Raw genomic sequence first — 15,266 nt, 5'->3', positions numbered from 1 at the left:
TTTAGTTACGATAGCCATGACGGAAAACCAGGCATTGAACCTTCCAGAATGACAACAAAGATGACGTAAACGCCGACTGCAAACAATCCGGAGATCAAGATCGATTTTAGCCATTTTCCTCTTTCCAAAACTTGAAAGCTAATGAGAAGGAAGAGGAATGTCCCGATGATATAGCCGATCGTTTCTAAGAAGAAGGCGTATAAAAAAGCAGAAGCGAAAATAATGAGAAATTTCTTGTAATCAAGCTTTCCCGCTTTGCTGCTAGAGCCTTTAAACTTTAATACTTCGTAAAATAGACGTAAGCTTAAAATGACAAGCAGCGCCCCCAGACCAAAGGGAACGATATTAGGACCGACCTTGCTGCCGTAGGATGAAGCGCTAATTAATGTGCTCTGCCACATGAATCCAACACCGAGAAGGAAAAATATAATGCTGGCGTATCGATCAAATGTTTTGTTCAAGGCCTTCACCTCCGATGAATGATGAAAGGAGAGGAGAGAGACTAGCTCTCTCCCATCCAATCACTCATGCTTATGCTTTTATCAAGCGTTTGCTCTTCGTTCAGTTATTTACTTCTGCATACCAAGAGCTGTTAATAGCTCTTTCACCGCAACTTCTTGCTCAGCAAGGAAGGCAGTGAAATCTTCGGAGTTTTTGTATTCGCTGACCCAATCGTTAGCTTCCAATTCTTTCGCCCACGCTTCGTTTTCAGAAAGCGATTGCAATGTTTTGTCCCAATATGCGATTTGGTCTTTTGTCATGCCTTTCGGACCTAATACGCCGCGCCAGATCGTGAACTCTGCATCTATGCCCAGCTCTTTTAAAGTAGGCACATCCTTAAAGTCGCCTCCAATACGCTCATCAGAAGTTACGGCCAAAATTTTGATTTTTCCTGCTTTTAAATAGCTGCCGAGGGAAGAGATGTCTGTTCCAATCGCATCAGCATTGTTGCCGAGCAGCGCAGCAATGGCTTCGCCTCCGCCATCATAGGACAAGTACTTGACTGTTTTTGGGTCAACGCCTGCTCTAAATGCAGGCAGTACGCTAATTAAATGATCCATAGATCCAGGCGCTGATCCGCCGGCAAGCGTAACTTTAGAAGGGTCTGCCTTAATGTCGTTAATTAGTGAATGAAGATCGTTATATTTGGAATTTGCAGCAACCGCGATTGCACCGTAATCCTTCGTTATTTGTGCGAGCGGGGTAACATCCTTGTAGCCGTAAGGGCTGTTTCCTTCTTTTTTGAGATTGTTAATAAGAATAGGCGGGGAGCTGACAAACAGCTTGTATGGGTCATTCTTGTCTTTGGTTACATATTCGGCTAAAAACACAGTGCCGCCGCCACCGGGCTTGTTCTCAACAGTCATCGTTTGATCAACGAGCTTCGTTTCACCCAGCACTTTGGCCAAGGACCTTGCTGTCTTATCCCATCCGCCGCCAGCTCCCGATGGGGCTGTCACAATGAAAGGTTTCTCAGGATAATTAGCCGATCCGCCTTTTGATGCTGTTCCGCCGCAGGCCGTCAAACTAACAGCAACAAAAGCAGCAGCTACTATAGTTTTCCAATTTTTTGTTTGGTATCCCATACGAATAATCCCCCTTTAGTTTCATTCAAGTAAACGTATGAATGATTACTGTAAGCGCTTACCTGTTTGATATGCTTCATACTATCATCGCGAATTGGGGTTGAATACAATAACCACATAAGTTGAAAAGTAGTCATATTGTTTATTTTGTTCATAAAATTTACGGCCATTATCGACTCAAGGGACTATGTTCGGGGAAGCATGTAGAATACAATAAAATCAGCGTCCCGCGGATGAGAAGTTTTTGCATGGAGGTAATTGAATGCGATTACAAACGAGATTGATTTTGTTAATTGGAACTTTGCTATTTATTATTATCATTGCACTTACCTTCAGCTTTGAGAGAATACTAGTGACGACGCTGCAGAAAAATGTAGGTGCATCAGCTCTGAAAATTGCGAAGACAGTAGCGTTGATGGACGTCATTAGGCATGCCTTTGAAGAGGAGAATCCTTCAGCCATCATTCAACCCATCGTTGAGAAAATTAGAATGGAAACAGACGCTGAGTACATCGTCATTGGGAATAAAGAGGGAATTCGTTATGCGCATCCGCTGCCGGACCGAATCGGGAAAGAAATGGTCGGCGGTGACAATGGGCCTGTGCTCAATGGAGAATCGATCATTTCAGAGGCCGTTGGTTCGATGGGCCCCTCCTTGCGGGGAAAAACTCCCATTTTTAATGATCAGAATGAAGTTATAGGCATTGTATCAGTGGGTATTTTATTAAAAGACATTGAACAATCGGCAGTGACTTATCGTAATGCGATGATTATTTTTGCAGCCATTGCGCTGATGGTTGGATCTGGCGGAGCCATTGTTATTGCCAATAGCGTAAAACGATCGATCCATGGTCTAGAGCCTGAGGAAATCGGCTTGTTGTATCAGGAGAAGAGAGCTATTTTGGAAACGATCCATGAAGGCATAATTGCCGTTGATACAGAGGGAACGATTACCCTTGTTAATCAAACGGCTTTGAAACTGATCGATCCGCTCGAGCAAATGGAGATTACCGGGCAGCATGTGCGGGATGTCATTCCAGAATCGCGGCTAATGGAGGTTATTAAATCAGGGCAATCGGAAATCGATCAAGAAATGACCATTAACGAAAGCAGTGTCGTCGTCAATCGCTTGCCGATATTCGATCATCAGCACCGGGTCGTAGGGGCGGTTTCCAGCTTTCGCAACAAATCCGAGCTGCTTCGATTAACGGAGGAGCTGACGCAGGTGAAGCGATATACCGAGGCATTGCGTTCACAAACGCATGAATACTCCAATAAGCTGTATACGATTTATGGGCTAATCCAGCTGGAGTCGTATCAAGAAGCGATGGATATTATTACACATGAAACCGATGTTCATCAAAATCTGATCCATTTCCTCCTGCAGGAAATTCCCGATCCTATTATTGGCGGCATACTAATTGGCAAGTTCAATCGTGCGAATGAGCTTAAGGTGAAGCTTGAGATTGATTCCAAGAGCACCTTTAAAACGATCCCCGATGATCTAAACCGCAATCACCTGGTAACGATTATCGGCAATTTAATTGACAATGCGCTGGATGCTGTTCTCGAGAAAAATGATGAGAATCGAACCGTGAAGGTGTTTCTGTCTGACGTAGGTAAAGCTTTTACGATCATTATTGAAGATAATGGGAGCGGCATTAAGGAGGATGTCGCAGAGCGGCTGTTTGAGCTCGGTTTCTCCACGAAAAATGAGGATCATCGGGGTTATGGGCTAGTGATTGTTACGCAGGCGATACAACAGTTAAGGGGTCATATCCGTTTTGAATCGCGTCCGCAGGAAGGGACGATCTTTACCGTTGTGATTCCAAAAGAAAAGGGGAAAGATATATGATACGAGTGGTCATTATCGAGGACGACCTTCGAATTGCACAAATCAATCGACGCTTTCTAGAGAAGATAGAGGGCTTCGAAGTCGTTGGAATTGCAACAGATAAGCAGCTGGCGCATGAGCATTTAGATATTTTGGCTCCGGATTTAGTGCTGCTTGATTTATATTTTCCTGATATGAGCGGACTTGACCTGCTTCACTACATACAGAAAAACAACCCGTTAACAGATGTCATTATTATTACGGCCGCTAAGGAATTTGAAACGGTTCGTGAAGCCATTCGCGGCGGGGTATATGATTTTATGATCAAGCCGGTTGTATTTGAACGTTTTCAAGAGAAGCTGAAGTCTTATCAGAAATATCATAACCAAATGGCACTGCTCGGCGGCTCAAATAAACAAGTGGATCAAGAGGGGATTGATCAGCTGCTGTGGGGCGTAAATGATCGTACGGATAAGGATTCTTATTTGCCAAAAGGCATCGATAAGATAACGAATGAGAAAATACTCTCCTTCATTCAGGCAGGTCCTGAAGTATTAACGGCGGAGGAGCTTGGGAAAAAGGCTGGTTTCAGCCGTACGACCGCTCGGCGTTACTTGGAGTATTATGTGGCCAAGGGTGAATTAATAGCTGATATTTCTTATGGAACCGTTGGAAGGCCGGAGCGGGTTTACAAAAGAAAAGAGCAAATATGAGGCTGCTATACTTAGTTTTTCGAGAGGACAATGGATAATAAAAATAGCCCGTTAATGAGGAGCAGCGCACCAAAGATAAGGCCGGTTTTATTCTTTTTTATAAATTCCATTTGAACACCTCGCCACTTTTTTTTACTACATATAATTATCTCGTTTTTGGGCTCATTTTTCCACCTTTTTTTTGGTAAAAATGAAGCGATTAATAAGTTTGTGACAGAAAAAATACGTGCTTTTGTGCCTAAGCCTATGTTTATTCCGCTTTAAGGTTCACTATTTGTAGAAATTTGTATTTGGAGCAGCAATTGTTATAAAATTGATTGGGAGAGGCGATAAGGAACTGCCTGCTGCCAATGCACTTTTTTCTATGTAAAATTGCCGTAAAGAAGAGGTAATATTCAGGTTTTGTAGAATAATGTATGGATCATACATTTTTTTTTGGAACTTGCATGTCGAATAGGCGTATTGTTGGTTAGTAGGTTCAGAATCGCTGTATTTGGATATTTTTTTAGTAGTGAACCTTATGGAAAGGGGGTGCAAATACAATGGCTATCTCTCTCGTAAAAGGTCAAAAGGTAGATTTAACGAAAGGCAATGCTGGTCTCAGCAAAGTTATCGTTGGTTTAGGCTGGGACCCGGCTCAAACTAAAGGCGGTTTTTTCGGAATGAAAAAAGCGGCTAACGTTGACTGTGACGCATCGGCATTATTGCTTGATGAAAACGGCAAGCTAAGTGGCGAGAAAAATCTCGTTTGTTTCTACAACAAGCAAAGCGGATGCAGCTCGGTCGTTCATACGGGTGATAATATTACTGGTGAGGGCGATGGCGATGATGAGCAAATCATCGTGCAGCTTGATCGTGTTCCTGCTAATATTCACAAAATCCTTTGCGTAGTTAACATTTACGAATGTGAATCCAGACGACAAGATTTTGGCATGATCAAATCTGCCTTTATTCGTATCGTCAATCCTGCGAACAATCAAGAACTGATTCGCTTTAACTTGACGGATGATTATTCAGGCAAAACGGCTCTAGTCGTAGGTGAGCTTTACAGACACAATGGTGAATGGAAGTTTAATGCAATTGGGGAAGGCACTCATGCTGCCCATGTTGATATCCTTGCACGTCAATACCAATAAATTTATGTGAGAAAAGAGGGCTTTTAAAATGGCAATCAGCTTATCCAAAGGACAAAAAATCGATCTCACGAAAACAAACCCAGGTCTTACAAAGATTACAGTAGGTCTAGGCTGGGATACTAATAAATATGACGGCGGAAAAGACTTTGACCTTGATGCTTCTGTATTTTGCTTGAATGCACAAGGCAAAGCGGGTTCTGAATCTGATTTCATTTTCTACAACAACCCAAAAAACACAAACGGTTCAGTTGTTCACACAGGTGACAACCGTACAGGCGCAGGCGATGGTGACGATGAGCAAGTAAACGTTGACCTTTCTGCTATCCCAGCTGAAACTGACAAAATCGCATTCTGCATCACGATCTATGATGGCGCAGAACGCAGCCAAAACTTTGGACAAGTATCCAACGCATTCGTTCGTATCGTGGACGAGCAAAGCGGCACAGAACTTATCCGTTATGATCTTGGAGAAGATTTCTCTGTAGAAACAGCAGTAATCGTTGGTGAACTATATCGTCATTCCGGCGAGTGGAAATTCAGCGCAATCGGAAGCGGCTTCCAAGACGGCCTAGGCGGTCTTGCTCGCAACTTTGGTCTTTCTGCTAGCTAGTCATACTTATCTACCCGTAAAGGGTCGCCAGCGGCGGCCCTTTTTTAAAATATAACAATTTATAAGTAAGTGAACAGCGGAAAGTCGCAGCAGATATCAAAACGGTCTAGTAGGCCTTTGCACTGACTTTGGCGTTCAAACCTAGTCAATTCAAGGAGGAATAGAACGATGTCTATAAATCTTTCCAAAGGTCAACGCATTGATCTTACAAAAACAAACCCAGGTCTTACGAAGGTTGTTCTCGGTCTAGGCTGGGATACGAACAAATATTCAGGCGGCGGAGAAATTGACCTTGATGCAAGCGCGTTTTTGCTTCATCAGGATGGCAAAGCCAAGGACGAGAAGGACTTTGTATTCTACAATGCGCTGATTGCTTATAACGGCGCTGTTGAGCATACAGGCGATAATCGTACCGGTGAGGGTGAAGGTGACGATGAGCAAATCAAAATTGATTTCCAAAAAGTCCCTCCGCACATTCAACGAATCGGAATTAGCGTTACGATTCATGATGCCGAGTCCAGGCTGCAAAACTTTGGTCAAGTATCCAATGCCTTTGTTCGTCTAGTAGACGAGTCTTCTGGAAGAGAAGTGCTGCGCTATGATCTGGGAGAAGATTTCTCCGTTGAAACAGCGATTGTCTTCTGCGAGCTGTACCGGCATGATGCCGATTGGAAGTTCCAAGCGGTAGGTTCAGGTTTCTCGGGCGGACTAGCAGCGCTTTGTCGTAATTACGGGCTTACGGTTTAATTCATCTGGCGTATAGGGTGGCAGTTTGAGGGTTTGTCACCCTATTCTATTATTACCGAAGGGCGGTTTAAGCATGGAGCTGGCATTAATGAAAGGTCAAAAAGCGGATATTACCAAAAATAATCCTTCCATAAAAAACCTTCTAGTTGGCATGGGATGGAACACTGCAGCAGGTGTAGATGTCGATTTTTCGGCTTTTCTATTACGAGCGAATGGAAAAACAGCTGGAGACCAAGATTTGATTTTTTACAGCAATCCTAAGGATGTCAGCGGTTCTATACAACTGGCAAGCGGCAATAAACGAAGTTTTGCAGGAAAAACGGATACGGAACAAGTATTGATCGCGATTAGCGATGTGCCTCAAACGATTGAACGTATTTCATTTACTTTAACCATTTATGATGGGGAAGCGAAGAGACAAAATTTTTCTAGCGTGAATGATGCCTATATCCGGGTTATTGACGAAGGAACAGGACGCGAAATTTTGCGGTATGATCTTGGAAAAAATTTCTCTATTGAGACTGCGATAGTCGTAGGAGATTTATATAGATATAATGGCGAATGGAAATTCAATGCCATTGGGTCTGGTTATTCAGGCGGTCTTGCTGCACTCTGCAATAGCTTTGGTATTGAAGTAAAGGCAGACGCTCCTGCTGAAGCGCCAACTCCAGCACCAGCACCAGTGAAAGCTCCACTTATTCCACCTAAACCTCCCGCACCAATCGTACCAGAACCAAGCAGTCCGCCAATAAGCCTCAGCAAAATCTCGCTTACCAAACGCGGTGATGTCATCAATTTACAAAAAGGTGCCGGATCACTTGGTGAGATTGTCGTTAATTTGAACTGGAATCAGAAAAAAGCCTCCACTGGTTTTTTTGGCCGTTCAAGCAGCGGTGTAGATCTAGATGTCGGATGTTTGTATGAATTAAAAAATGGTATGAAAGGTTCTGTTCAAGCGCTAGGCAACAGCTTCGGAGATTTTTCGCGAGCGCCGTACGTTTCGCTTGACGGGGATGACCGAACCGGCTCTATTACAACGGGTGAAAATCTTAGAATCAACGGTAATAAAGTTTCTGAGATTAAGAGAATTGTCATATACGCATACATCTATGAAGGAGCCACGAACTGGGCGGAGGCTGCTGGTATTGTAACCATCACACAAACAGGCGGGCCTGATATAGAGGTGCGGATGGACGAGCATAATAATCGCAAGGGTATGTGTGCGATTGCGATGATCGAGAATGTAAATGATCAAACCTTCAGCATTCAGCGGCTCGTGCAATATTTCTCAGGCCATAAAGAGCTTGACGAGGCTTATCGCTGGGGTCTCAGATGGGTACAAGGAAGCAAATAAAGAAAAATGCGGAGGTTTAAGAGATGGTCGACTTTTTTCAAAATGTAATAGCCAACTTCGGGAGCTTCTTTCACTGGGACAACTTGTCACAAGTTCTCACCAACCCGACAAACTGGGGAATAATTGCAACACTCGTTCTTTTGGAAGGCTTGTTATCGGCAGATAATGCGCTAGTACTAGCGGTTATGGTAAAGCATTTGCCGAAAGACCAGCAGAAAAAAGCGTTGTTCTACGGTATTATTGGTGCCTATATCTTCCGATTTATCGCAATCGGAGTAGGTGTCTATCTCGTACAAATTACATGGATTAAAGTAGCGGGCGGATTGTATCTGTTATGGATTGCGTTAAGCAATCTATTCCATCTGGAATTCAAGCTTGCTCGTGTCGGCAACATTCCATTAATTCCTTACATCGGCAAGAAGGGCAACGACGATGATGCTGAAGTTCAAAATAAAGGCTACGGCTTCTGGCGTACGGTACTTGCTGTTGAAATTATGGATATCGCGTTCAGTATCGACAGCGTACTAGCTGCATTCGGCGTAAGCGAAGAGGTATGGGTTCTGTTCCTCGGCGGTATTCTCGGCGTTCTAATGATGCGTGGCGTCGCTCAAGTATTCCTCAAGTTGATTGACAAGTTCCCTGAGCTTGAGAAAGCGGCGTTTATTCTAATCATCGTTATCGCAGCAAAAATGATTGGCGGAGCGTATGGCTTGCATGTGCCGCACGCTTTGTTCTTCGGTTTAATTATAGCTGTATTTGGCGGTACCCTTCTTTACAGCGCAGCACGTAAGAAAAGAGAATCAAAAGCGGTTTAGATTCGATAATACTCTGTTTATGAAAAATATCCCTCAATGGATCGCGAGGGATATTTTTTCACTCTCAGATTGCTTTACACAACTTTTAGGAGGGATCACTTTGAGGTATTTTAACTATCTTACCAATGAAGAAGAGCAAAATTTCTTTTACTCCCTTCCAACTCAGTTCAATAATTATGCTGACAAAGAAGTTATTGCTCACGCGATTGGTGCAGCGCTCTACATGCCTGCCACCAAGGATAACATAGCAGATGATTTGGTAACCGGAAAACACGAAGGACTCGTGTCTATGGTGATAGACCTTGAAGATGCAGTAGGTGATAATCAAATCGAATTTGCCGAAGAGACGTTGAAGGCAACGTTGATTAAGATTGGCCGTTACATTTCGATTGGTTTGCTCCATGCCGACGATATTCCGCTTATGTTTATAAGAGTGCGCTCTGTTGAACAGCTTAAACGACTGCTCTCGTTTTTCGGTGAAGAGATTGAATATATTACAGGAATCGTGTTTCCAAAGTTCAATGTGGAGACTGGCGGTGAGTATTTAAAACTGCTGCATGAATACAACACGAACAAACGATCTACAAGCTCTACGCTATACGGCATGCCTATTTTGGAAAGCTCTGACGTCATTTATCGCGAGAAAAGAATGGAAACGCTAATGGGCATTTCCCAGTTGCTGAATGAATATAAGGCCTATGTGCTGAATGTTCGGATTGGAGCAACAGATTTTTCGAGTTTATTTGGGCTTCGAAGAAGTCCGGATCATACGATCTACGACATCGGCGTCATTCGTGATTGTATTGCGGATATCGTAAATGTGTTTGGACGGATGGATAATCATTATGTGATCTCCGGCCCCGTATGGGAATATTTTAAAAGCGATCGCGTATTTAAGCCCCAGCTCAGGCAAACGCCTTTTGAGGAAAGCATGGGAAGACACGGACGGATTTTGCGTATGGATTATATTAATAAGTATGTGGACGGGCTTATTCGCGAGGTCGCTATGGATAAGGAAAACGGGATAATCGGCAAAACCATTATCCATCCTACCCATATTAAGCCTGTACAGTCGATGCTTGTGGTGACGCATGAGGAGTATATGGATGCCCTGCACATTATGGAAAATGAACAAGGCGATTTGGGTGTGATGAAGAGCCGTTATTCGAACAAAATGAATGAGTTTAAGCCGCATATGACATGGGCCAAACGAATATTGTTCAGATCAGACATTTATGGGGTGCTAAATGAAAACCAAAACTTCACCTGCTTGCTCGCAGAAGAACGAGAATCAGCAATCGTTTAATATTATCGGAGATTTAGAGATTACCATTGAGGTTACGAGTAATTCATTTCATATACCGCTTGAGCAGCTTTTTCAAATGGCAGCCCGAATTAATAAAAAACGCAGTTTTTTATTCGTAAGCAAGGTGCTTGGCAAGCATATTCCTGTTCGCCCGCATGTGTCCTTATTATCGGGTGCGGCACTGGGGCTTTTATATCAGCAGTTTAAAGGTGAGAAGCTTCCTATCCAGATGGAGCAGCTGCTGCATGCCTTTGAATCTCCTGAGGCAGCAGGTGAAATCTATGAACAGATGAAGCAAAACAAAATGATTATAGATGAAAAAACGCTGTTTATCGGTTTTGCGGAAACGGCAACAGCGCTTGGACACAGCATGTTCGATATGTTCGAGGGTAATGCGTCTTTCTTGCACACCACGCGGGAAAAAATCGACTATATGACGTCCTGCATCGATTTTGAGGAAGAGCATTCCCATGCGACTACACATCGCTGCTATGCTGACAATCCAGCTGTATTCGAGAATGCAGAAACGATTGTGCTGGTCGATGATGAGATGACGACCGGGAAAACGGCCATCAATATAATTCACGACTTGAATGCAAGGTATGGGAAGAAAAAATATATTGTTGCTAGTTTGCTTGATTGGCGTTCAAACGAGGATATGGAACGTTTTGATGAGCTGGAGCAAGAGCTTGGCATATCGGTAAACTGCCTATCGCTTGTAACGGGGCGGATATCTGTTAAGGGTACCCCAATTCAAAATGCTGACAAAACAGCAGAGTTGCAAACAAATGAGTCGGAGCCTGCCATTAATGTTCTCTATGTGAACAATCGGTTTGCTAGCCTTCCCTCTTTGAATCGAGAAGTTTCCTACCTGAAGCATACTGGCCGCTTCGGATTAACGGCTGAAGAAAGCCTGGTGCTTGACGCAGAAGTAGGACAGGCGGCGGCGTTCCTCCGAGAACATAGAACGGGCAGCAAGGTGCTTTGCATGGGAACCGGCGAATTTATGTTCATTCCTATGCGCGTAGCAGCAGAACTAGGCGATGATGTATGGTATCAATCGAGTACAAGAAGCCCCATTCATCCGGACTCCAGTTCACAATATGCGGTGAATACAGCTTATCCCTTTATTTCCCCTGAACATGCTGACGTCATGAATTTTATGTACAACATACCGAATGGCTATTATGATGAGATGTTTTTGTTTATGGAGCGCGAGGTTGCAGGAGCGCAAATGGAGGAGCTTAATAAGGTGCTTCTCTCCTTAGGAATCCAGCGTGTTCATATCGTTTATTTCAGTCGGAAAAGGCTTGCCGATCCGGCTCCTATCGGGAGCTATAAGCAGGAGGATGTTACTTTTTTGCTAAAAGACCTTAGCGATATTTCGTTAGAGCAGCGAACGGAGGACCGGGAAGCGGCCATGCAAACAGGCGGCCACTATTCGGAAAGCTTGCCGATTGAATATCAGCCTACTGATGAGTATATACAATTGTTTCAAAACACGCTCAGTGATTCGGCCATTCGAATCGCAAGAGCGGTAGGAACGGTTTCCGAGCGAATCATTCAAAAAAATGGATTTGATGTTGTGCTTGCATCCTTAGCGCGAGGCGGTACGCCAATTGGCGTATTAATTAAGCGATATATCAAGCATATGTATGGTATTGAGGTTCCGCATTATAGCCTTTCAATTATTAGAGGCAAAGGCATTGATGAGAATGCGCTGCTGTATATCAATCAGAACCATCCGCATAAACGCGTGCAATTTGTAGATGGCTGGACGGGCAAAGGTGCAATTGCCAAAGTGCTCATAGCAGCTTGCAGCCAGATGAAGCAAAAATACGGCATTGAACTGAACGATGAGCTTGCGGTGCTCGCAGACCCCGGCTATTGTGCAAGTACGTTCGGGACAAGAGAGGATTTCCTCATTCCAAGCGCTTGCCTTAATTCAACGGTGTCAGGTTTAGTCAGCCGGACTGTATTGCGCAGCGATCTTATTGGCGCCGATGATTTCCATGGTGCAAAGTATTATAAGGAGTGGGAGAGCTCTGATCTGTCTCAATTATTTGTGGACACGATTTCTGCTTATTTTGATCAGACAGCTGATGACTCCAAAGCGGAAGCTCTTCAAATGGAAGCAAATCCTGCGGAAAATGAAATGACTTGGCAAGGGATGCAGGATATTGCTCGTATCCAAACTGATTTTGCAATCACTGATATTAATTTCATCAAGCCTGGCGTAGGTGAAACGACTCGTGTTCTTCTGCGCAGAGTCCCTTGGAAAATACTCGTTGATCGTCTTGATAATCCTAACTTGAAGCATATCCTGCTGCTGGCTAAGGACCGTGGTGTACCTGTGGAGGAATATCCAAACATGACCTATTCCTGCTGCGGTATTATTAAGGCTTTGAAGGGGGAGACGGAATGATTTTTGCGAGCGATTTGGACCAAACTTTAATTTATTCCGTAAGATCCAAGGGCGAGATAGAGCTTGAAGAAATGGTACCCGTTGAGCGTTATGAGGAAAGATATATTTCTTATATGACCAAGCCGGCGATTCAGAAGCTGCAAGAGCTTGTCAGCATTATGCGATTTGTTCCTGTGACGACGCGAATTCCGGAGCAATACAACCGTATCTTCGCGATAAGAGAACAGTTCCGTCCTGAATATGTGATCGTCAGCAACGGCGGTACCGTTCTCCGTAACGGAGAAATTGATCAGGAGTGGCATAGCTTCGTTCGTGAAGCTGTGAAGGAGAATTGTGCTGAGCATACGGAAATTGCGAGCCTGTTTGCGGAAATTGCTTCTACCCACTGGGTGAAGTCGACTGATCTTTGTGATGAGCTATTTTATTCCATTAAGGTAGAGAGAGATCAGCTGCCTCATGAAACGTTGGAGGAGCTGAAGCCGAAGCTTGCTTCGCTTGGCTGGAGCTACTCACTTCAAGGCCGTAAAATATATTTGGTTCCAGAGAAGGTAAGCAAGGGAGCGGCCATCCAGTATGTGAAAGAGAAGCTCGCTTCAAATTTCGTATATGCGGCTGGCGACAGCCTGCTCGATGAGAGTCTGCTGCTGGCAGCTGATTATGCCATATCGCCTGTACATGGTGAACTAGGACGATCCTATTCGGCACATCCGCATATTCAATTTACACAAGCAAGAGGCGCGCTTGCCTCGGAAGAACTGCTAGACTCCATCTTAGAGCATGCACGAAGATTATAAATGCAATCGCAAAAATATATCTAATCAGATGGAAGAAGGTTTTTATACATGACACGAGTTTATATGAATCGTTGGTTTTCGGTAGCTTACCATTACATTAATATGATTCGCAATAATCCAGACGGCGAGTCGTTTGAGTTTTTTGGCACGCATCCGGATATTAATCATATGTCCTTGCTTGCATCCGATCATATCGGAACAGAGCCCGCTGTTTTTGGTCGCGAATACGTAGATTTTTGTGTGGATTTCTGCAAAAGAAACCAAATTGATATTTTCATTCCTCGTTTGCATATGGAGGAAATATCAAGATATGTTCATTTATTTGATGAGATCGGCACGAAGGTTATGGTATGCCGTGATATCGAATTGCTGGACTCCATGATTGAGAAGGATAAATTTTACGAAGCGCTACAAGGAAAAGATCTCGTGACGATTCCAGACTACCGTGTCGTAAATACAGCAGAACAGTTCAAGCAAGCTTATGAGGAGCTCACAGCTGCTGGCCATAAGGTGTGCTTTAAGCCAACGAAGTCAGAAGGCGGCATGGGTTTCCGGATTATTGATAATGAACGGGACCCGCTGCGTGACCTGTATGGCTATGTAACCCTTTCTACAACGTTTGAGCAAGCTTATGAAACGTTGTCATTAACGGAGCATTTTGACACGCTGATGGTGATGGAGCTGCTCGACGGTACGGAGTATAGTATCGATTGTGTGGCATCTGCTGAGGGTGAACTCATTACAGCTATTCCTCGCCGCAAATCAACGGGCAGGACTTATCTATTGGAGGATACGCCGGAGCTGCTGGCGATTGCAGATCGTATTGCGACAAGCCTTCGCATTCCCTATGCCTTTAATATTCAGGTGCGTTACAACAATGGCATACCGAAATTGCTGGAGATCAACCCGCGGATGTCTGGCGGCCTTTATATTACCTGCTTGTCTGGCGTAAATATGCCTTATTTGGCCGTTCAAGCGCTGCAAGGAAAAACGATTGATCCGCCTGATCCGAAGTTCGGCATACAAGCGGGTTATGTAGAGCAGCCTTTGATCATGGAAATGAACAGAGTAGAATAACCGAAGAAAGGGGCGAGAGCCCCTTTTTTTTCATATTGTGCTCATTAATTTGGCACAACATCCTTTTTTTATTTTTTAAAATTGACTTCTATATACCAATAACGAGATAATTGTAGGAAGAAGACGAGCATAAAGATTAGGTTCAGAAAGCTCATATGGAGGTGCAGCAATGAATGCATTGAAAAAAAACGCAGCCATCGCGATTGGCGTTTATGCTGTCGCATTAGTTGTTAATGGGATTACCTCCCCATATATAGCTATGGCGGTTCCCGTGTTCGGTTTGTTAATCGCATTATCATGGAAGCAGCGTCCAAGGAAAGAAATTAATCAGCCAACACGCGAGCCAGAGCTGCAGCAAAATACGCAAAACCCGCCCATACAACAACCAAGTGCAGCTTCAGCTGCTCAAGCATCATTGGCCTCAAAGCCAGCTCCTGCAGCTGTTATTCCGCCGCAGGTTCTAGATCCGGAGCTTGCTTCTGCATTAGAATACATCGGAATCATTGAAGATATGATTTTACTCGAAGGCGAGAAAAATAATTTAGACGATGAAATTGTTCAGAAGACGCTTGCATTGCTATCGCGGCTAAACCGATTAATTCCGGATTTAATGGCGTTAGGAGACTCAAGCATTAATCACAACATTTTGCGATTGGTGCGAAAGGATTTAAATTCGACCATTAATCCATTTCTTCGGCTCAGCGGCGAAGCGAAACGCCAGAATAGGCGGCTTTTGCTTGATGGCATTAAGGATGTAGATTCCAAGCTTACTTTTTATACGAAGACGCTTGAGCAAAAGGATCTTATGGAGCTTCATACAAAGGCTGAATTAATTCAGCAGCGTTATCGACTTACTGACTAATGAAGGG

Annotated in this window: 14 protein-coding genes and 1 pseudogene; 13 read left to right on the top strand and 2 right to left on the bottom strand. The window is 43.9% G+C overall.

The features are described from left to right. Nucleotides 1-5 precede the first annotated feature (5 nt). Together AB4Z45_RS23710 and AB4Z45_RS23705 are read right to left on the bottom strand one after the other, a co-directional pair. The gene (locus AB4Z45_RS23710; RefSeq protein WP_339205098.1) at nucleotides 6-461 is read right to left on the bottom strand and encodes a tripartite tricarboxylate transporter TctB family protein; all 456 of its coding nucleotides are present in this window, start codon (nucleotides 459-461) and stop codon (nucleotides 6-8) included. Between the two features lie 108 nt (nucleotides 462-569). Then, on the bottom strand, nucleotides 570-1,586 hold the full coding sequence (locus tag AB4Z45_RS23705) for a Bug family tripartite tricarboxylate transporter substrate binding protein (RefSeq protein ID WP_441912026.1): 1,017 nt from the start codon (nucleotides 1,584-1,586) through the stop codon (nucleotides 570-572). 262 nt (nucleotides 1,587-1,848) lie between these two features. On the opposite strand from AB4Z45_RS23705, the gene AB4Z45_RS23700 reads away from it, so the two are divergent. The 13 genes and pseudogenes from AB4Z45_RS23700 to AB4Z45_RS23640 all read left to right on the top strand — a co-directional run bounded on the left by AB4Z45_RS23700 (nucleotide 1,849) and on the right by AB4Z45_RS23640 (nucleotide 15,259). Then, on the top strand, nucleotides 1,849-3,441 hold the full coding sequence (locus AB4Z45_RS23700; RefSeq protein WP_441912025.1) for an ATP-binding protein: 1,593 nt from the start codon (nucleotides 1,849-1,851) through the stop codon (nucleotides 3,439-3,441). After that, nucleotides 3,438-4,133 carry a response regulator gene (locus AB4Z45_RS23695; protein ID WP_441912023.1) on the top strand — a complete coding sequence of 232 codons (696 nt, stop codon included), beginning with the start codon at nucleotides 3,438-3,440 and terminating at the stop codon, nucleotides 4,131-4,133. Before AB4Z45_RS23700 ends, AB4Z45_RS23695 begins: the two co-directional genes overlap by 4 nt. 542 nt (nucleotides 4,134-4,675) lie before the next feature. Next, complete coding sequence (locus AB4Z45_RS23690; protein WP_076267380.1) at nucleotides 4,676-5,269, top strand: TerD family protein; 594 nt, start codon at nucleotides 4,676-4,678, stop codon at nucleotides 5,267-5,269. 28 nt (nucleotides 5,270-5,297) lie between these two features. Beyond that, on the top strand, nucleotides 5,298-5,879 hold the full coding sequence (locus tag AB4Z45_RS23685; protein WP_076267379.1) for a TerD family protein: 582 nt from the start codon (nucleotides 5,298-5,300) through the stop codon (nucleotides 5,877-5,879). A gap of 168 nt (nucleotides 5,880-6,047) precedes the next feature. Next, nucleotides 6,048-6,626, top strand: coding sequence for a TerD family protein (locus tag AB4Z45_RS23680; RefSeq protein WP_076267378.1), 579 nt, complete (start codon nucleotides 6,048-6,050; stop codon nucleotides 6,624-6,626). A 73-nt stretch (nucleotides 6,627-6,699) separates the two neighbouring features. Continuing rightward, on the top strand, nucleotides 6,700-7,980 hold the full coding sequence (locus AB4Z45_RS23675) for a TerD family protein (protein ID WP_339205092.1): 1,281 nt from the start codon (nucleotides 6,700-6,702) through the stop codon (nucleotides 7,978-7,980). A gap of 23 nt (nucleotides 7,981-8,003) precedes the next feature. Continuing rightward, nucleotides 8,004-8,795, top strand: a complete 792-nt coding sequence (locus AB4Z45_RS23670; protein ID WP_076267376.1) for a TerC family protein — start codon at nucleotides 8,004-8,006, stop codon at nucleotides 8,793-8,795. Nucleotides 8,796-8,895: 100 nt separating this feature from the next. Further along, the gene (locus AB4Z45_RS23665; protein ID WP_441912021.1) at nucleotides 8,896-10,101 is read left to right on the top strand and encodes an HpcH/HpaI aldolase/citrate lyase family protein; all 1,206 of its coding nucleotides are present in this window, start codon (nucleotides 8,896-8,898) and stop codon (nucleotides 10,099-10,101) included. Continuing rightward, nucleotides 10,043-11,344 (top strand): annotated as a pseudogene (locus tag AB4Z45_RS23660) (phosphoribosyltransferase family protein); the annotation flags it as partial. The gene AB4Z45_RS23665 and the pseudogene AB4Z45_RS23660, both read left to right, overlap by 59 nt. A gap of 27 nt (nucleotides 11,345-11,371) precedes the next feature. Continuing rightward, nucleotides 11,372-12,526, top strand: a complete 1,155-nt coding sequence (locus AB4Z45_RS23655; RefSeq protein WP_441912038.1) for a cysteine protease StiP family protein — start codon at nucleotides 11,372-11,374, stop codon at nucleotides 12,524-12,526. Further along, nucleotides 12,523-13,320, top strand: a complete 798-nt coding sequence (locus AB4Z45_RS23650; RefSeq protein ID WP_441912019.1) for an HAD family hydrolase — start codon at nucleotides 12,523-12,525, stop codon at nucleotides 13,318-13,320. Before AB4Z45_RS23655 ends, AB4Z45_RS23650 begins: the two co-directional genes overlap by 4 nt. Before the next feature lie 48 nt (nucleotides 13,321-13,368). Further along, entirely contained in the window at nucleotides 13,369-14,397 is a 1,029-nt protein-coding gene (locus AB4Z45_RS23645; protein WP_076267373.1) for an ATP-grasp domain-containing protein, read from the top strand. Between the two features lie 169 nt (nucleotides 14,398-14,566). Continuing rightward, nucleotides 14,567-15,259, top strand: coding sequence for a hypothetical protein (locus tag AB4Z45_RS23640; protein WP_441912017.1), 693 nt, complete (start codon nucleotides 14,567-14,569; stop codon nucleotides 15,257-15,259). Nucleotides 15,260-15,266 lie beyond the last annotated feature (7 nt).

It is taken from the genome of Paenibacillus sp. MCAF9 (assembly GCF_052114265.1).
Classification (GTDB): domain Bacteria; phylum Bacillota; class Bacilli; order Paenibacillales; family Paenibacillaceae; genus Pristimantibacillus.
This window is presented reverse-complemented; position numbering and strand designations above follow the sequence as displayed.